This is a genomic window from Candidatus Pedobacter colombiensis (assembly GCA_029202485.1).
GTDB lineage: Bacteria > Bacteroidota > Bacteroidia > Sphingobacteriales > Sphingobacteriaceae > Pedobacter > Pedobacter colombiensis.
The window spans coordinates 3,765,588-3,784,631 of record CP119313.1 but is presented as its reverse complement, the minus strand read 5'-3'; the positions used below and the strand labels follow the sequence as shown (position 1 = coordinate 3,784,631).

Sequence of the window (19,044 nt, the reverse complement as noted above, 5' to 3'; positions counted from 1 at the left end):
TTAAAGACGAAAATTTAATCCGAAGGTGAAAGTTCTGACTGCAGGTACACCGAGGTAATCTATTCCCGTAGAGCCTGAGCCGCCCGTTCCTCCTGCAGCACTTACTTCAGGATCCATTCCTTTATAGTTCGTTATGGTAAAAAGATTGGTGCCTACTGCCGTAGCCGACAAGCCCTTGATAAATTTTACGTTCTTCACTATATCCTTAAAGTCGTACGTTAAGGATAAAGAGCGTAATTTTAGCCAATTCACCGAGGTGATAAAGTTATTGGAATTGGCCGCATAGTTTTCCCAATATCGTTGAATCATAGCTGTACCTGCAACAGTAGTGGTGCCGATGGGATAACTTTTATCAGCTTCGTAGGTTTGTATAAAATCTGCTCCGGTTTGGCTGTTAACTCCGGTTACAGTAACCGATTGCCTGTCGTTTAGTAAGGTTCTTTTGCTTAACCCATTTAAAACCAAAGCATATTCGGTACCATTAAACACATCACCTCCTTTACGAATATCAATCAGGAATGAAAGTGAGAGCTGTTTGTATCGTAAGGTGTTATTGAAACCGCCAATAAAGTTTGGCTCACGGTTACCTACAACCGGGTTATTGGTATTTAATTTATACAAGCCGGTTGTTGGGTCAACCTGATAACGTCCATTTGGAATTTCTACTTTATTTGCGTCTAATTCACGGAGATATGGCTGACCAGTCATTCCAAGGAAGAAACCACCATTAGGAACAGATGCCGCTTTTACTGTTCCAAACTGGGCATCTGTAGGATAAAAATAGGCAATTCCCGGAATAAAGGCGCCCAATCTACCTTTATTGTAGGAAAAGTTAAGCATTACATCCCATGAGAAATTCTTCTGCGCGATAGGTTTACCTGTCAGTCCTATTTCCATACCCTTGTTAATTACGGTACCACTATTAAGCGTGCTGAAAATAAATCCGCCGGATTGCGCTAAACGTGGTGACCCAATTTGATTTCTTGTCGGGCTATTATAGTAGCTATAATCTAAACCAATACGCCCCTTCAGAAATCTAAACTCTCCACCAATTTCCCAGGAATTCTGCATCTCGGGTATTAAATTTGGATTACCTGCAGCATATTGATTGCCCACACCGGTAAAAGAACCAATATTGATTGGTGGATTTACGTATGTACTGGTTTGGTAAGGATCTGTATCTTTACCTACCCTTGCCCAGCTTGCCCTGATTTTTCCGAAAGAAAGGATATTGTTTTCCGGCAGTAGTTCAGTAAAGATAAGTGATCCGCTTACGGAAGGATAATAATAAGAATAGTTCTCTATAGGCAATGTGGATGCCCAGTCATTGCGTCCGGTCACTGTTAAATAAGCAATGCCTTTATAAGATATCCCTGCCTCACCATAAGCACCTATTAAGCGCTTTCTTTTGGTGGCATCTGTAAAAAATTTATTGGTGTTGGAAATATTGTTTAAGCTGATGGTACCAGGGGTTGCAAAATTATATCCGTAATGGTTCTGAATTAATATTTCAGTATTTTCAGTCGAACCACCGATCATGAGGTGGGCCTCAAAATCTCCGAATGTTTTATGAAAGCTGCTCATTAGGGTAGTGGTAAGGAAGGTATAATTAACCATATCCTTGCTTAAACGGCCATTCTGATATAATTCAGCAACAGCCGACCCCGGGGCAATGTAGGTATAATCATTGGTGGTATATTGATCATAACCAAGACGGGCAGTAACATCCCACCAGCTGGCTATTTTATAATTACCAGTAACACCTCCGGTAAAACGCTTGGTTTGGGATGTTAACTTATCTTTATTAATGATCCAGTAAGGATTGTCCTTATCATCTTTTAAACTAAGCGTTGCCTGATATGGACGATGTTGACTCCCATCTGGATTCAGATAATCCTTTATATTAAATACGGTGGGCCAACCGTACAATGCCTGCATACTTCCCACTCCACTTCCATATAAACCAGAGGTTGTTAAGGTCCTGTCCATATCAGCGACAGAATAAGCTACATTTGCATTTATCGTTAAGTTCCCGTATTTCTGCTCGCCGTTAAAACGGAAAGTCGTTTTATCATAATCGGTACCGGGTACAATACCTGACTGATTAAAATTAGATGCCGATAAATAGAATGAACCGTTTTTTGAACCGCCGGAAACATTAACGTTATTGTCATACACAGCCCCATTTCTAAAAAAGGTCCCAATATTATCATACACCGGAGTAGCTGTGGTAATCGTTTTTCCCCATGAAGAATAAGCATTCAGGTCACTGAAAACACCATTAGCCGCATAAGAACCCGGGCCAAACTGGGTTTGAACCTCAGGCAACTTATTAGCTTGTGAGGTACTTATCCTGGTACTGAAGTTTACCTGCGTAGCACCTTCAGCTCCCTTTTTAGTTGTTATAATCACCGCCCCATCGGCAGCCCTGGAACCATACAAGGCAGCCGCGGCAGCACCCTTTAAAACTGATAGAGTTTCAATATCTTCAGGGTTGATATCCATAACGCGGTTAGAATAGGTGGTATTGCTACGTGTTAAACCGTCTGTACCTGAATTACCCGTTACCGTAGTTGAGTTGTCATAAATAATACCATCCACAACAAATAGTGGCTGGTTCTGACGGGTCTCAGAAGTAGATGTACCTCCACGAATGGTGATAGATGCTCCTGCACCTGCCGAACCGCTAAATTGGGTAACATTTACGCCCGGAATTTTACCCGCTAAGGAATTTACGATGTTGGTGTTTTTATTTTTCATCAGTTCCTCTGCATTTAACTCGGTAACCGAATAGCCCAACGCCTTTCGTTCTTTTTTAATACCCAGGGCAGTAACCACCACACCTTCTAGTTGTGCGGATGATTCTAATAAGGAAACCTGCATGTTATTGCCTGCTTTCTGGCTTTGGGCAATATAGCCCAGATAGCTAAATTCCAGCATCTCTCCGGGGGTTGCCATAATTGTGAATCTACCCATGGCATCGGTAACCGTTGTCCGGAGAGGGTTGGTTGCTTTAATTGATACCCCAGGAAGAGGTATTCCTTCCGAAAGTACCCTTCCGCTAATAGAGACTCTCTGAGCCATCAGAGGGCCTGAGATCATGCAAAAAAATGCACACATGATCCAACTAATAAAAAGTCTGCGTTTTCTCATCGTTTAGTTTTAGATTGTTTATAATTATTTGTTTTGTTACACAATTAATAAGAACTATCAAAACCTCTAAAAAATCACTTATCCGACAAAATACCCTGAGCTTTAGAAGCTAGTTTTCAGTTATTTGAACTCATTCCCTCTATAATCTTTCTAGGTTAAAAAGAAATCAATAACAAATTAGGAATAAAAAACATTTCAAACTAATTTAATATATGTTTGATGTGATTTCTTATTTTATTGATTGATTTTCAGATGGTTAAATTAATTTCAAATGACTGGTTATTTACAATTGCTTTGATCTTTAATACTTTCGCTTCATGAATTTGTCTTAACACAAAGTTTAGCAAAAGTCTAGCTCGCCCGGCTTGAACCGTACGGATGGGGCTGTCGTTCACGCTCTTGCATAGACAATACTCAAACAAACACCATCAAACGGGAGTGTCAAGTGAACTGTGTTGGTGTATAATATATACTGGTCTCCTATTGGTCTTGTACTGCTATTATACTGGTATGCTACTGCTTTACTAGTATAATAGCAGCATAATAGCAGTTTAAATATAAATAAAGGATAGTATATGTATTAATTCAATGCCATCACGCTGGATCCAAAATTTCATTATATTGCCCTTTATGTAGAAAGAAGGAGCTACAAACAATTATTAAATAGTATGATTAGCAGAAATATTGCCCAGAGAATTTTATTGTTGTTCCAGATGTTACTGGTTTTTACAAGCGGCTATGCCCAGGAGAATAATGGGAACAAGATTGACACGACAGTATACAGAATACTTAAAATTAAACCGGGAGTGACAGATCCGTTGGTGAAAAATTGTGATACACCAAGCGTTATAATTTATAATCCATTGGTAAGTCAGAACAAGATTCTTTTATGGCTAACTGGTACTGGAGGAAATTCATTGAATATACCAAAGACCTTTATTAATACAGCTCTTGAATGCGGATATCGAATCATATCACTTTCCTTTATTTCAACACCAGGTGTTTCTCAGATTTGTGTGGGTAACAGGCTTGAAACGGATTCGGATTGCGCTTCAGCATTCAGGAGAAAACGAGTATATGGAGATGGAACCTTTGAAGGAATCCCAGATGAGCCACAGGATGCTATTATTCCCAGGCTGCAGCATCTGCTAAAGTATTTGGACAAGAATGACCCTCAGGGAGGGTGGAATAAATATATTAATAGCATTTCTGCTAAGCCCAATTGGGGCAAAATTGCTGTTGTCGGACAGTCTCAGGGTGGTGGTATGGCAGAATATATTGCGCAGAATGAAGCTGTTTCCAGGGTAATCAGTTTCTCAGGTGGCTGGGACTTTTCAAATAGCAAAACAAAAAAAATAGCGGGCTGGTACTATAATAAAAATGTAACACCGGCCGATAGGTGGTATGCTACCTATCATGTTAATGAAAATGCGGCTAAAGAAATTGCTGAAATTTGCAGGGCATTAAAAATTCCCAGAGATCATATATTTGCTTTGCAAAATCCGCTTTCCAATCGTTCCGAAAATGCCAACAAGCGGAGTGAGCACGCTAATCCTTACCACGTTGAAGGAATTCGGAATCCTGTATATCTCCAGATATGGAAAACACTGCTGGGAACCGGTCTAGACTAATCTATCCGGCCTATTACCGACCATGCAGTACCCGTAGCTGTTTTTTTGCATGCTCATTTCCAGGTTGAAGCTGCAGGCAACGAGTATAATTCTCGATGGCCTTTTTTTTATTTCCCGCCACCATGTAAGCTTCTCCTAAACTGTCGTACACATTAACCGATCCGGAGTAAAGCTGAACGTTGAGCTTCAGTACTTCAATGGCTTCATCTATATGCCCGGTATGCAACAACATGTAACCCCAATCGTTTACAGCATATTCAGAAAGTTTAAATTCCGCATCTTTCTGCCTGAGGTCGGCATACACATTGGCTATTTTTCCGAAGCCCTTTTCGAGCAGTTGTTGATGTATTGCTTTCGCGGCAGGCTGCAATGCATTCCCTGTATAAGGGTGCAACTGTGGAATATAGAACCCGGCCACCTGTTCAATAAATCTTTCCGGATTAGCACCGCGCAGATTGGTAAGAATGATTACACCCAGCCCTTCATTGGGATAATAGGAAAATGCGGAGCGCATGCCTCCGCTTCCTGAAACAGCCGGATGTTGCCCCTTGCCGCTTACAGACCAACCAAGTGCCCTAGGAGCCAAAGAACCATCGTTGTGATAGACAGGAGTCCACATTATATTGATCGATGTTTTATTGATAAATTTTCCGCCAAGCAGGGCAATCATCCATTGCGCTATTTCTCCCGCTGCGCTGTTGATACCAGCGGCTGGCCTCGTGATGAGCGCAAACTCTTCAAATACACGCTTTAATTCGGAGCTTCGTCTCCATAAACCGTTCCTGTTATATGTATATGAATAAGCTTCGGATAGGCCCGGTATGACATCATGGGAATCGCCGAAACGGCTTTGTGTCAGGTTTGCCGGAACAAACTGTCCCTGCTCTATAAAAGAAGTGAATGGCGTGCCGGAAATATGTTCGATCATCAGACCCAGTAATACATAGTTTGTTTGGTTGTATTCTGACCTTTCGCCTGGAAGAAAATGGATCGGTAGTTTTTTGACTTGAACCAACGCGATACTGTCTTCGCCTTCTGCAATCATTTTCCCGCTGTTGCCATCTACAATATCAGGAAGTCCGGAAGTATGAGTAAGCAACTGTTTTACGGTAATTTTTCGCCATTCTTCAGGAAGGTCATTCAGGTATTTTTCTGCAACATCATCCAGTTTAATTTTACCTGCTTCAACCAACTGCATAATGGCTATCCCGATAAAACATTTGGTTGCCGAGTTAATCGGGAACAATGTTTTGGCAGTAACAGGTACGGAAAACTGCACATTGGCCAGCCCATAAGCTGAAAGATGTATGATTTTCCCTTGCTTAATCACCGCCACCTGCATACCTGGTATGCCATAATAATTCATGATGCCTTTTAGAAAGATATCAATATTATTCTTTACGGACTGGCCCAGGGCCGCCATGTTGAATAGCAAGAAAACCAGGACCAATAACGCCTGAAACTGTTTGACGTATGCTGTTCTATAGAAAGTTTTCATATCGCATAAATCTTTTATGTTAAACCATTAAATGTTTTTCAAAGAAAAAGCGATCGAAGGCCAAAAAATAGAACAGGATTAGCCTTCTTATAATTTTTGAAAATGTTTAGGATTAATTCCAGTGTAATGCTTGAACACCCTGATGAAATGACTTTGATCGGCGAAACCGCATATGATCGCAATCTCGGTAAGGGAACGGTTGCCTAACCTGATTAGAGGAAGACTCTTACTTATTCGCAGTCTTCGCACATAATCACCATAGGTACATCCAAAATATTTAGTGAAGTATCTGGATATAGTCACTGGGTGAACTGTGAGTCGTTTTGACAGCTCGGCCAGGCTGTGGTTTTCACTCCATTCATCATTCAGTATTTCTCTGAGTTGCTGGCACCATTTTATATCTTGATAGTTGCCAACTGAAGTATTTTTTATAAACCCTAATAAAAGAGAATGAATAGAAACTGCTGTTAGTGTATCGTTGAGTTGCACATCGGAATATACTTTTAGCATGAATAATCTGCTGTATTCGATCCTTGCTACGGATTTATACAGTTCATATTCCGAAAGGGAATTTTCTTTTAAAAAACTGGCATCTATTTCAAGATTAAAGTTACATGTTTTGTCATTTAAAGGTAGAGTCTTATGCAATTCGCCGGAATGGTAGAATAAAATATCACCAATGTTTTTTATGCTGGTTTCTTTCTGTTTATATTCAATATTTCCTCCTTGCAGTATAAAGCTCAGGTGAGGGTTTTCGTGATAGTGGAATTCTTTCTGGCAGTCTGTATAAGCCGTCTTACTGGTAATAAAACCAGCATATTCTTTTAACAGCTGAACGGTGCCTGAATAGTTGCCTTTATTTAATCTTAGTACTTGTTCCATTCCAACCGGTATTAAAATAATGCTTTTAGCTATCAACAATAATGGTCAATCAAAATTTCCGAATACTAATTTAAAAAAATAATCGGTTCTCAGCATTCTTGAGTCGCTGATAATCACAGGAAGAAAGGGTAGTACAAACCGGATCAAAACTCCTCTTTTATAATGGACTTCTCATTTACCCCTAAATCGTATAATTGCTTTTCTATTGCATCCATCATTGACTCCGGGCCGCACACATAAAATTTTTTGTTAAAATCGGTAATATTAGCTTTAAGAAACTCTTTCGTAATATGACCATGCGGATATTCATCAATTTTTTCTCTTGATAAAATATTGATGAAATTCTTATTTAACAATTTTTTAAACTCTTGTTCAAGTATAATGTCTCCTTTGGTTTTATTGGCAAAAATCAACATGTTATTTCCTATTTCATTTTTTGATTGGAGGTGTTTAAAAATGCAAATAAATGGCGTTACACCAGCACCACCAGCTATAAACACCCCTTCACCTTTATAAGAAATCGTTCCGAAAACTTCGTGTAATATCAGTTCATCATTTTCAACCAAACTCAAAAGCTGATTAGTTACACCTTTACGTAAGGGGTAGGTTTTAATTGTAAATTCTAAATGATCTTCATCTGGAAGGCAGGTGAAGGTAAAAGGTCTTAATTCATTTTTCCAACCATTTTTATTTATAGAAACTTCTGTAGCCTGCCCGGGAGAAAAAATAAATGAAGGAGGTTTCTCTGTAATAATTTTCAACACATTATGTGTAACGTGCTCAGTTGATTTTATTTTTACAAAATGCGTTTCCATATTAATTAGATTTTTGTGGTTAGTAATTCTTCCAATAAAGAAGAAAGGCTTAAGGATGCACAGCCGATCTGTTGGTCGGCTGCACCATAATAAATATATAAAGTATCATCAAATAAGGCTGTGCCCGTAGGAAAACATACTTTATTTACTACTCCCGATAGCTCATAATCATTTTCTGGCTTAAACAACTGGTAAGGTAACCGGGCAATTTCTTTTGTGGGATCGTCTAAATCCAATAAGGCCACGCGAACTGAATAAGTGTACTTTCCTGCAACCCCCTGCACGCCATGGTAAATTAATAGCCAACCCTCTTTTGTTTCAATAGGGGGACAACCAGCACCAATATAACTCAGTTCCTGACTGTACCTGGGAGTGAGCATAATATTTTCATCGAAGTGCTTGAAATAGTTTTCCCAAAACGTTTTGGTAAGCTCCTGCAAACTATTTACCGAAACCAATTGTATTTCTGGTTTTATGCGGTGCATGAAATACAATTGGTTGTTAATTCGCCTGGGAAAGAAAACCACGTCCTTATTCATCAGGATGCCATCCCCGGTATTCATAGTAAAGTATTTATTGGTTACTTTATCTAGGGGCTGAACAATATCTATAAATTCATTAATCTTAATCTCGGGAACTATTAATCCCTGTTTATCGAATTTTTTTAGGTCTGTTGATGTTGCCAATGCTCCCAAGGCACTTACACCATTATAGGCAACATAGGTCAGGTAATATAAATCATCAATTTTTACAATGCGTGGATCTTCCATTCCGTGTGATTCATACTCAAATTCAGGAACAAGAAAAGGCTTGTCATAACGTTCTTTAACTGTTAAAGGACCATCCAGTTTACAAAAGCCTATACTTGAATAGTTGCCTTTTCTTACTGCTCTGTAGAATAAATAAACAGAATCCCCTTCGCGTATTACTGCAGGGTTCAATACCGACTCATTTTCAAAATCTAAATCTGTTCTTCTTAATACAACCCCTTCTTTTGTAACTCTTACCATAATTTATTGTATTAATATTTGATTAACGATAAAAAGAGGGAACTGGTAAATAACAAAACAGAATGATAATAGGTTTTAGCTGCCAAAAAATTAAAAAAATATGAATATAAGTTTCGTATACAAAATGGCCTTGATTTGACGTTAATGCAGATATGAAGTTGATGACCATTGCCCTTTTGTTTTTATTTCCTTTTACCTCAACGTCTCTTAAAGAAAAAACACATTCAGAAAATTACATATTTAAAGAAAAATATCGGACAGCAGACAGCTGGTCACGAGAAGAATTAAAGAAGGCAAATACAGCCGGAAATGCAAATTACCTTAGCCTTGAGGAAAAGGATATGCTCATTTATCTAAATCTGGCGCGAATAGATGGAGCAAAATTCTTTGATACTTATTTCCAGGATTTTGTAGATGAGCGCAATCAGGTCATGCGCCAGTACAGTAATTATAATGATTTAAAGATAGACAGAAACAGCAGTTATTACCGGAGTTTGAGGAGAGATCTCCAAAATATCAAAAATCTGCCCGTATTTTGGCCCGACGAAGTGCTTAGCCAGGTAGCTACCCTACATGCCAAAGACTTAAACAGAAATAATTATATAGGTCACAATTCAAGTGATGGCCGTAGCTCAGGTGAACGCATCTCGAGAGTTTACCCCAGAAAAGCCAATGGAGAGTGCCTGGCTTTTGGATATAATTCAGGCTTAGATAATATCTGCATGTTACTATTGGATAAAGGTGTTCCTGATCTTGGCCATAGAAAATTAATGCTGAATACTTCCGCACAGTTGAATACTGTTGGCCTCAGTTTTCATCCCCATCAACGATACAAATACTGCGCAGTAATTGACTTTGTATCCCTTCCGAATTAATTTTATTACATTCTTCAGCTATGTTTGCAAACCGTATCAATTCTGCTGATGAAATTTACTGCTTAAAATTTCGCCAGTCTACTTTTATAAAGTCAAATCGTTTTAAATTTTTATTGAATTTAAGGATGACCTCGTTGCCCTTGAAACAGTCACTATTTGCTTTTTTAGTCAAATAATAACAAGATATGCTGATTAGGTTTGGATTGGAAAGGTTATATGTGAACATCCCCATTTCTTCTTCTGATATAACTGATTTACATTTTTCACTGTTGTTTTTAAGCAGTAGGTTTCCGGGATTTGCACCGATCAGATTATCTAAGCTTAAAGCGGTGATCTGTTGATCCTTCACTTCAAATGCATTAATTTTATACCCATCGCCTTGGACGTCGTTCGTGATTACGATATAGTGATTTTCAGATACCTTATAAAGAGATGCAGTCCAATAGCCATCTACTACGCTAGTTTCGAAATAATTGGGTGTTAATTTTGTAATCGTGTTGAAATTCTCTGTAGTATCTGCAAACTGGTTGTTGTCTGCCAGACTGCGAACCATTCCTTCCCGTTCTTCTTTTTTCCATTCCCAGGTTGCCATGGCACTATCGGGTAACAGTGGCAGGATGTCCAGAATCTCTTTGTTCTTCTGGTAATCTATTTTGATAATTTTTGAATATGCAGCTCTTGTTGCAGCTGTCTGCAATGTGTTGTTGGGAGCGGCTGCAGATTCAATTGTAGTGTGCAAGGAATCACCCTTTTTACCTTGCTGATCGGTGGCTGAGGAATTACAGGACGCAAACAGAACTAAACAATTTAACAGAAGGGCATAGTGTGTTCTCATATTAGGATCGATGTTTAATATTTAGTTATCAATTGGGGCTAAATATAACAATTCCTTAGCCTTTTCAATATTTACAATAAAGCCAGTGAAGCATAGAAGGTTTTGCTTTCGGTTTGATTATTGTTAAAGGTAAAATATTTGAATGAAAATTAACCAATGTTGGGCGGACATTGAATGGGATTATCCGTTCAGTGTCCGTCCAGTATCCGTTCAATGTCGGTTTAAATGCCGTTCAATATTTGCTTACTTTGTGTTAACTATAACGAAACAGGTTAGTGCTAGATATCACGGAAAAGGGTATTAAATATTGGAAAATGAAAACCAGTCAATATCAGCGACAGCGCCTGAAGAAGCCTCGAATCGTAAGGTAATAGCGTGTATGCCCTTTAATGTATTAATGGGGAGACTTAAGGTTTTACCTGAAACGGATTTATCCATTGGTATTTCAACAGTAGATATGGGATCTGTTAAGTCATTGTCCACATACACTTTAATTTTTCCTCCTTTGTCTTGAAATAAAGCAATTGACATATGGTTATATCCTTTGCCAAAATCAATCCGATTGAATTTCAACCATGCGCCGTCAATTGTGCCTGTAATACATTGGCCTTTGGTCCATGGAAGATTGTCCCTTGTTCCTACTTTAGCCATATGGATTTCGTCGTACATTTCAGCTTCAATTTTCGAGGTTGCTTTAAAGAGATTCGGGGGACCTTGGCGCAATTCCATCCTAAACCAGTTAAAATCTACAAAGCCACCTGTTTGTGTTGTAGCGTAATTAAATAAGACAAACCTGTTTCCAGTAAACATTTTAAGGTCGAATTTCATATGGAGGGTATTGCCCAATGCTATGAATTTCTGATTGTTAAAACTGTAGGCGAAAGTAGCCTCATCCTGGGTCGTATTGGCCATAGCCTTAAGGTATATGGTTTTATGATTTCCTAAAATTACACTATCGATTGTTTTTCCATTATTGACCATTACGATTGATTTCTCATTAGCATTAGCTTTCAGGCCAATAAAAGCATAAGGCACTTGCAGTACGCCTAGCCCTGCATAGTCTCCTGCTTTCATATGGGTAATATCCATTTCGGTTGTAACATTGGAGTAAGGACCAAACATACGTTGAGCTAATGTATTTCTGGCTGAAGTTAATTCAGTGGCACTTTCGCTGGTCCTCAATCTTAAATATCCCTTTCGTTCTTTGAGTGACCATTTATTGTCATCAGGGTTGTGGTTCCATGCCCACTGTTTGCCAAGCTCTGGACCATCAAACTCATCACTGGTTGGCAATACCCTCACTGGCCAGTTTTTCCCAACATTTGGTTTTTTGAAAGTAACAACAGCACGACCGTTTTTACCAATAATTGGCCAGTTGTCAACCCAGGTAACTGGTTGTAGGGTCGGAACACGACCGACACCTCCGCGGTCTTGAAAAATAATGCTCCACCATTCCCCACTTTTAGTATCTACAAGTGCCCCTTGATGAACACCCATGCCTTTCAGGTTCATGTCATCCTTCAATACAACTTTTTCCTCGTATGGGCCATATATGTTTTTTGAACGGAGGCAGGTTTGATAGCCATCAGGTCCGCCATAGGTCGCATATATGTAATAATAGCCATTGATCTTATACATGTGGCAACCTTCTAGTCCTGGCCTTTCGCCTTTGTTGTAGATCATCGAATCTGCTTTAAGTGGCTGGAGCTTGTCATCTACTTCTGTAAGGGAAAGTTTGGAGTAACCATGCACAACATAATTTTTTCCATCTTCATCGAAAAAAAGTCCTGCATCATAGAAGGCTTTGGGTAATTTTTGCATTTCCCATGGGCCTTCAGCATTTTTCGCAGTATACAAGAATCCGCCCTCATCAAGGGTCAGAAATAAGATATGGAATTTTCCTTTATGGTAGCGGATACTGCTTGCCCATTGTCCTTTTCCATATCGGTTGCCCCCCTTTAAATCATAAAAGGGGTGTTGCTTGAAACGGTCTACTGCATTTGATGCATATTCCCAGTTTACCAGATCTTTTGATTTAAGTACAGGTACACCTGGAAAAAAGTACATGGTTGTGCAAACCATGTAATAGGTATCATCTATCCGGATTACATCGTTATCCGGAAAATCTGACCAGATCACAGGATTGGTAAATGTTCCATCTCCATTGTCGGATCGCTGTGCTTTAAGTAAAGTAGGAGTGAAGAGCATCACCAGGAGGATTAGAAAACCCAAAGCCCTGAGATAGTATATTTTAATCATTAGTCCATTTGTTTCCAGATTAAAGATATCTTTTAATCTTTTAGGAATCAAATGAAAGCCCTCTCTACTTTTGCAAAGAGGGCTCTTTGATATTAGTCAAATCTATCTAAATTCATAATTTTATCCCAGACTGCTACAAAGTCTTTCACAAATTTGTGCTGCGCATCTGCGCTTCCGTATACTTCAGCAATAGCCCTTAGTTCTGAGTTGGAGCCAAACACAAGATCTGCACGTGTAGCTGTCCATTTTACATTACCAGTTGCGCGATCACGGCCTTCATATAGTTCCTTATCATTAGATAAAGCTTTCCATGTAGTATTCATGTCTAGCAGGTTTACAAAGAAGTCATTGGTTAGCTGTCCTACATGAGAGGTGAAAACACCATGTTTGGAACCATCAAAATTTGTGTTCAATACCCGAATCCCCCCCAGTAAGACTGTTAATTCAGGTGCTGTAAGTGTAAGTAATTGCGCTTTATCTATTAGCAACTCTTCGGTAGATACAGGGATTTTTGACCTACGGTAATTGCGGAAACCGTCAGCAAGTGGTTCCAGGTAGCCCATTGATTCAACATCCGTTTGTTCCTGCGAAGCATCCATGCGGCCGGGTCTAAAAGGAACCATGTGTTCATGCCCTGCATCCTTAGCTGCTTTTTCAATACCAGCACAACCGCCCAGTACAATCAAATCTGCCAGAGAAACTTTTTTACCATCTGATTGTGCCGCGTTAAAATCTTTCTGGATACTTTGTAATGCATCAAGTACCTTTTGTAATTGTGATGAATTATTTACCTGCCAGTATTTTTGAGGAGCCAGACGAATACGGGCGCCATTAGCCCCACCGCGCTTGTCTGAACCACGGAAGGTAGAAGCTGAACCCCATGCTGTGGAAACCAGTTCAGATATGTTCAGTCCTGATCCTAATATTTTTGCTTTTAAAACTGCAATGTCATTTTCGTCTATTAGTTTATGGTCGACCGCAGGAATAGGGTCTTGCCAGATCAGTTCCTCTTTCGGTACATCCGGACCCAGATAACGTGCACGAGGCCCCATATCACGATGTGTTAATTTAAACCATGCCCGGGAAAAAGCGTCAGCAAATTCATCTGGATTTTCCAGGAAGCGCCGGGATATTTTTTCGTATATCGGATCAAGCTTTAAGGAAAGGTCGGTGGTAAGCATAGTAGGGGCATGTTTTTTTGAACTATCAAATGCATCCGGAATAATATCTCCTGCATCTTTAGCTACCCACTGGTGTGCACCGGCCGGACTTTTAGTCAGCTCCCATTCAAAACCAAACAGATTTTCAAAGAAATTATGGCTCCATTGGGTTGGTGTTTTTGTCCAGATGACTTCAAGTCCACTTGTAATCGCGTCAGGACCTTTACCTGTTCCGTAACTGTTCTTCCAACCTAATCCTTGCATCTCCAGATCAGTAGCCTCGGGCTCGTTGCCTACATGAGTAGCAGGAGCAGCACCATGTGTTTTTCCAAAACTATGGCCTCCCGCAATCAGAGCAACCGTTTCTTCATCGTTCATTGCCATGCGGCCAAAAGTATCACGGATGTCTTTCGCGGCGGAGATAGGGTCTGGATTACCGTCAGGACCTTCGGGATTCACATAGATGAGCCCCATCTGTACAGCGGCAAGTGGCTTTTCCAGATTTCTGGAGTGAATATCTCCGTTTGCGTTATCGTCTGTCACCACTACAGCATGTTCTTTTTCAGTACCTTCAGAGCCATGTCCATAACGCAGGTCGCCACCAAGCCATGTGCTTTCAGCACCCCAATAAACATCATCGTTTGGCTCCCATACATCTGCGCGTCCACCGGCAAAACCGAATGTCTTGAAACCCATTGATTCGAGCGCTATATTTCCTGCAAGAATCATTAGGTCAGCCCAGGAAATCTTACTGCCATATTTTTGTTTAATAGGCCAAAGCAGTCTGCGGGCTTTGTCAAGACTTACATTATCAGGCCAACTATTAAGGGGCGCAAAACGTTGCTGTCCTTCACCAGCACCACCACGGCCATCACCTACACGATAGGTGCCTGCACTATGCCAGGCCATACGTATAAACAAACCGCCATAATGACCAAAGTCTGCCGGCCACCAATCTTGCGAGTCGGTCATAAGTGCATGAAGGTCTTTTTTCACAGCTTCCAGGTCAAGGCTTTTAAAAGCTTCTGCATAGTTGAAATCTCCCATAGGGTTGGATAATGAGGAGTGCTGTCGCAGGATATTTAATTTCAATTGGTTGGGCCACCAGTCACGGTTTTTGGTGCCACCGCCACCAACATTGTGTTTCATGCTGCCATTATGAAATGGGCATTTGCTGATATCATTTGATTCTTTATCCATTTTTATAAATTTAGAATATTGAACTTGTTTATAATTAGCGTTCTGAGTATGTATAAATTTAAGGTATTGAGACAAATAATCACAATCATTTAATTCTATATTACGATAGCTAAAATCTATTCACGAGACCGTACCTTTGTTCAATAAAAAAAATGATATGAATACTGAAAAAGCCATTCTGGCAGGCGGTTGCTTTTGGGGGGTAGAAGAATTAATCAGACATTATCCAGGTGTCGTTTCAACTGTGGTTGGATATACTGGTGGGGATGTCCCTCATGCAACTTACCGAAATCACGGGACACATGCTGAAGCCATAGAGATCATATTTGATCCGGCACAATTATCGTATCGTAAACTTCTTGAATATTTTTTCCAGATTCATGATCCAACAACACGAAACAGACAGGGAAATGATATTGGTACTTCTTATCGTTCGGCCATTTTCTTTATGGATGAGCAACAGGAAGAAACTGCAAGGACTTTAATTGCAGAAATGGATGCTTCTGGTATATGGCCGGGGAAAATTGTAACGGAAGTTGTTCCGGCAACTGATTTTTGGAATGCCGAAGCAGAGCATCAGGATTATTTGCAAAAGAACCCATACGGATATACTTGCCATTTTGAAAGACCCGATTGGAAATTAGGTTAATTTAGATGGGTTTTTAGTATTATTTTATTCAAAATCAAATTGTTGCAGCTTTTTGAAGAGCTAGCAATTGTGTCTTTTTTTGTTCAGATTTGATGGCGATTTTCATCCAGTTGTTAAACATATCGAAGCTCCAGCCTGTCACCTTTCCATTGATGTTTTTTTTCTCGATCAGGTCCGATTCTGCCTGTTCATAAGTTTTTTCTCCATGGAGATACATCGCTGTGCTCAAAAGATAATTCTTTATAGGGATGTAGTTTTTAGGGAATCGCCTATCCTCATAACTATTCAATAATTCAATAGCTTTTGCGAATTGGTCTGCAATGATTAGGATTTCTGCATATTCAACAATAAAAGAAGGATCGAAAGGATTCTTATATTTTTCATTTGCTAAAGTCCGTTCCTGGTAGCTTAACAACACAGTATCCATTAATTCTTTTGCTCTTTTATCATTGCCTAGTTCTTTGTACAATACAGATGCCTGGGCAAAACCATTGATATGGTTATGATGCTTTGCAAAATAGATGTGGGTATCGGCAGCTTTATCTTTTTCTCCAAGTGCCTGATGGGCATCAGACTTATACTGCTCAACCTGATCCAGGCTTGCTCCCCAGTGGATATTTCTTTTTGATTCTTTGATGATAAACTGATCAAAATCCCTAATAGCACCTTTGTAGTCACCAATCTTAAATCTACAGATTCCTATTTCATCCCAGTCAACTTTAGACTTGTAAGCAGTACTGTCTATTGAGGTAGCTTTATTTGCGTAGGTGATAGCTTTACTGTATTTTTTGCTCCAATAGTAATCCGAAACCCGCTCAGCCAAAGCTATTGCATATTCTGCATTAGAGACCGTGTTGTTTTGTAGGGGCGTACCTAATTCTTCATACAAAATCTTCATGTCGGATTTATTTTTGATAGGCCTGTTACAAATAAATGGGTCAATCCCTAAGGGATTATTATTTAGCGTAAGGTTATTATAACTCTTCATTTCGGCAAATTGAACAGGTAAAGCAGTCAGTTTATTGCCATTCAAGTTAAGCCCGACAAAGCTTACGGTTTTCCATGCTTCATCAGCCGGGATAGTCAATAGGCCTATTTTGCTCAGATCTACTGATAAGTATTTTCGTGGCATTGATAGCAACACATTAAATACTGAAGTTGGGTCTATTGAAGGATTTTCTCCGATATTCAACAGCCCTAAATTTTTGGTGTCTTTGAGGCCTTCAGGCAAGGAAGTGATGAAGTTGTTGTTAAGTTTAAGCTGTTTTAGTTGTTTACAATCTCCAAGTGAAGCGGGGATGGAGATTAACTTGTTGAAGTCTGCCCAGAAAACCTCCAATTGGTTAAATTTACCAATATTTAAAGGAAGCTGAGCAAACTGGTTTCCGGTTATGATTAGCGATTTTAATTGATAACCATCGCCGTCCAATTCAGGGAAATTGCCGATTTTATTATGTGAGAGATCAAGAATCATTAACTTTTTAACCAGTTGTAATCCCCCAGGAAATTCTGTAATTTGATTGGTATTGAAATTTACATTCCTCAATGCGGTCATTTGTTCCCAGCCTTTAGTCGGAATTTCTTTTAGCTTATTGTTAGCCAGATTAAGTATTTCCAATTGAGGTAAGTTTAAAATAGCCCTTGGCAAAACAACGAGCTTGTTGAATTGCAGGTTAAGCACTTTTAGTTTTGTACAAGCATATTTCGATAAATCCGGTAGTTCACTAAGCTCATTGCCAGCGAGGATTAATGTATCCAATGATGGCAATAGAAAAATGCTGTTGATTGCTTTAGATAGGTCGTTTCCGCCAATAGTCAATGATTTTAATGTTTTAAGATTCTTGAAAAAGTCAGGAATGATGATGTTGTCGCCAGATTGTAATTCTAGGGATTGAAGCCTCTTTAGTTTGCCTACGCCTTCTAGTTGTTCCGGATGTGATTTTAAAGAAATGAAGTTCCGCAGTTCTAATGACTTCAATTTTTTTAGTGTTTCAATGCCTGTTAGCATTTCCGTAGTATCGGTAACTCCAGCCACAAAGAGTGTTTGTAAGTCTTTTAAAGCCGAAATATTGGTAAAGAGTTCGGACCACTGTGCAAACTTAGGTGAATATATAGCTAAGGATTGAAGATTTTTGAACTTACTGATCACCTTAGCATTGGGTAGGGCACAATATTCCAATGTCAGGTCGTTCAAGGATTTTACTGTTGTAAGCTTTTTGATGATTGCTTCATCATTAAGCATATTCGGACTCGTTCCTGCTAGTTTTAACAATTGCCAGTTTACTTTATTTAATTCAAGTCCTTCCAGATTTGCAGTTGAGAGTTTTACGGATCTAATGTTAACAAGATCAGCCATTTGTTGTGGTAGCGCATAAGGATATGATACAAACGACAAACTCGTCAGATTTTTTAAGTGCGATAGCTTCGAAATGGCATCAGGCATATCGAGGTATTTATTTCCGTAAAATTCTATAAGCTTAAGTTGCGAAAGTAATTTTATAGCTTCAGGTAATTGAAATTTGCTTTTTCTATAATTTCCGAAAAGTGGGATGTCATCAATTTGAAGATATTGAAGGTTTGGAAATTTGACCAATAAACCGATACATTTATCAAAGTTAATGGAGTCCTTTGTTACCAGACTAATGCCATATATATTATTTACGATATGATGATTTAACAGGTTTTCTATGTCTGACAGCTGCTCAATCTTTACATTAATTATCTGTGGAAGATTTCTGGCTTCTTCAAAACGCTGGTCTAACAGGAAATTAGCAGGACGAAATTCATAAGCAGCACTTTTAAGATAAGAGCTGTATAGACTCCGGGTAGATTGTCCGGTACAAAGTGTATAGCAAAAAGAAAAGATCCCACAGAGCGAGATAAATTTTAGAGCGATAGATTTTAACATAATAAGAGTCTATAAATAGAAAGTCAATATACGTTTTAATATTTACATCAGGCATTACATGTGAATTGTCTTTTTTATTACAGTCTGCTCCTAAGCTAAATGATCATGTGAATGTAGAACTTCTTCGCTTCAAAACAAACCGTCGGGCTAGGTGTTATTATAGCTCAAA

At 39.2% G+C, this 19,044-nt stretch carries 12 protein-coding genes; 3 read left to right on the top strand and 9 right to left on the bottom strand.

What is annotated here, in order from left to right:
• Positions 1-3,153 (bottom strand): SusC/RagA family TonB-linked outer membrane protein, encoded by a 3,153-nt coding sequence (locus P0Y49_15850; protein WEK18265.1) that lies wholly within the window; start codon positions 3,151-3,153, stop codon positions 1-3.
• 668 nt (positions 3,154-3,821) lie between these two features.
• Between P0Y49_15850 and P0Y49_15845 the strand changes: the two genes are divergently transcribed.
• Positions 3,822-4,784 carry a hypothetical protein gene (locus P0Y49_15845; protein WEK18264.1) on the top strand — a complete coding sequence of 321 codons (963 nt, stop codon included), beginning with the start codon at positions 3,822-3,824 and terminating at the stop codon, positions 4,782-4,784.
• Between the two features lie 13 nt (positions 4,785-4,797).
• On the opposite strand, the gene P0Y49_15840 is transcribed toward P0Y49_15845, so the two are convergent.
• The 4 genes from P0Y49_15840 to P0Y49_15825 all read right to left on the bottom strand — a co-directional run bounded on the left by P0Y49_15840 (position 4,798) and on the right by P0Y49_15825 (position 8,989).
• A complete protein-coding gene (locus P0Y49_15840) occupies positions 4,798-6,282 on the bottom strand; it encodes a serine hydrolase (protein ID WEK18263.1) in 1,485 nt (494 codons plus the stop codon).
• 87 nt (positions 6,283-6,369) lie between these two features.
• Positions 6,370-7,164, bottom strand: a complete 795-nt coding sequence (locus P0Y49_15835) for an AraC family transcriptional regulator (GenBank protein WEK18262.1) — start codon at positions 7,162-7,164, stop codon at positions 6,370-6,372.
• Between the two features lie 143 nt (positions 7,165-7,307).
• Complete coding sequence (locus tag P0Y49_15830) at positions 7,308-7,979, bottom strand: flavodoxin reductase (GenBank protein ID WEK18261.1); 672 nt, start codon at positions 7,977-7,979, stop codon at positions 7,308-7,310.
• Positions 7,980-7,984: 5 nt separating this feature from the next.
• Entirely contained in the window at positions 7,985-8,989 is a 1,005-nt protein-coding gene (locus tag P0Y49_15825) for a hypothetical protein (GenBank protein ID WEK18260.1), read from the bottom strand.
• Positions 8,990-9,141: 152 nt separating this feature from the next.
• On the opposite strand from P0Y49_15825, the gene P0Y49_15820 reads away from it, so the two are divergent.
• Positions 9,142-9,864, top strand: a complete 723-nt coding sequence (locus P0Y49_15820; GenBank protein ID WEK18259.1) for a CAP domain-containing protein — start codon at positions 9,142-9,144, stop codon at positions 9,862-9,864.
• 55 nt (positions 9,865-9,919) lie between these two features.
• Here P0Y49_15820 and P0Y49_15815 read toward each other — a convergent pair whose 3' ends face one another.
• From P0Y49_15815 to katG, 3 genes are all read right to left on the bottom strand, one after another.
• Positions 9,920-10,699, bottom strand: coding sequence for a hypothetical protein (locus P0Y49_15815; protein WEK18258.1), 780 nt, complete (start codon positions 10,697-10,699; stop codon positions 9,920-9,922).
• Positions 10,700-10,999: 300 nt separating this feature from the next.
• Positions 11,000-12,958, bottom strand: coding sequence for a family 43 glycosylhydrolase (locus tag P0Y49_15810; protein ID WEK18257.1), 1,959 nt, complete (start codon positions 12,956-12,958; stop codon positions 11,000-11,002).
• A 92-nt stretch (positions 12,959-13,050) separates the two neighbouring features.
• Entirely contained in the window at positions 13,051-15,318 is a 2,268-nt protein-coding gene (gene katG / locus P0Y49_15805; protein WEK18256.1) for a catalase/peroxidase HPI, read from the bottom strand.
• Positions 15,319-15,475: 157 nt separating this feature from the next.
• Between katG and msrA the strand changes: the two genes are divergently transcribed.
• Complete coding sequence (gene msrA, locus P0Y49_15800) at positions 15,476-15,967, top strand: peptide-methionine (S)-S-oxide reductase MsrA (protein WEK18255.1); 492 nt, start codon at positions 15,476-15,478, stop codon at positions 15,965-15,967.
• Positions 15,968-16,001: 34 nt separating this feature from the next.
• On the opposite strand, the gene P0Y49_15795 is transcribed toward msrA, so the two are convergent.
• Positions 16,002-18,875 carry a hypothetical protein gene (locus P0Y49_15795; protein ID WEK18254.1) on the bottom strand — a complete coding sequence of 958 codons (2,874 nt, stop codon included), beginning with the start codon at positions 18,873-18,875 and terminating at the stop codon, positions 16,002-16,004.
• Positions 18,876-19,044 lie beyond the last annotated feature (169 nt).

Bases quoted from the DNA above. Each gene is read 5' to 3' on its own strand.
- P0Y49_15845 (WEK18264.1), top strand. From the start codon at position 3,822: ATGATTAGCAGAAATATTGCCCAGAGAATTTTATTGTTGTTCCAGATG.
- P0Y49_15820 (WEK18259.1), top strand. From the start codon at position 9,142: ATGAAGTTGATGACCATTGCCCTTTTGTTTTTATTTCCTTTTACCTCA.
- P0Y49_15810 (WEK18257.1), bottom strand. From the start codon at position 12,958: ATGATTAAAATATACTATCTCAGGGCTTTGGGTTTTCTAATCCTCCTG.
- P0Y49_15795 (WEK18254.1), bottom strand. From the start codon at position 18,875: ATGTTAAAATCTATCGCTCTAAAATTTATCTCGCTCTGTGGGATCTTT.
- katG (WEK18256.1), bottom strand. From the start codon at position 15,318: ATGGATAAAGAATCAAATGATATCAGCAAATGCCCATTTCATAATGGC.
- P0Y49_15835 (WEK18262.1), bottom strand. From the start codon at position 7,164: ATGGAACAAGTACTAAGATTAAATAAAGGCAACTATTCAGGCACCGTT.
- P0Y49_15850 (WEK18265.1), bottom strand. From the start codon at position 3,153: ATGAGAAAACGCAGACTTTTTATTAGTTGGATCATGTGTGCATTTTTT.
- P0Y49_15815 (WEK18258.1), bottom strand. From the start codon at position 10,699: ATGAGAACACACTATGCCCTTCTGTTAAATTGTTTAGTTCTGTTTGCG.
- P0Y49_15840 (WEK18263.1), bottom strand. From the start codon at position 6,282: ATGAAAACTTTCTATAGAACAGCATACGTCAAACAGTTTCAGGCGTTA.
- P0Y49_15830 (WEK18261.1), bottom strand. From the start codon at position 7,979: ATGGAAACGCATTTTGTAAAAATAAAATCAACTGAGCACGTTACACAT.
- P0Y49_15825 (WEK18260.1), bottom strand. From the start codon at position 8,989: ATGGTAAGAGTTACAAAAGAAGGGGTTGTATTAAGAAGAACAGATTTA.
- msrA (WEK18255.1), top strand. From the start codon at position 15,476: ATGAATACTGAAAAAGCCATTCTGGCAGGCGGTTGCTTTTGGGGGGTA.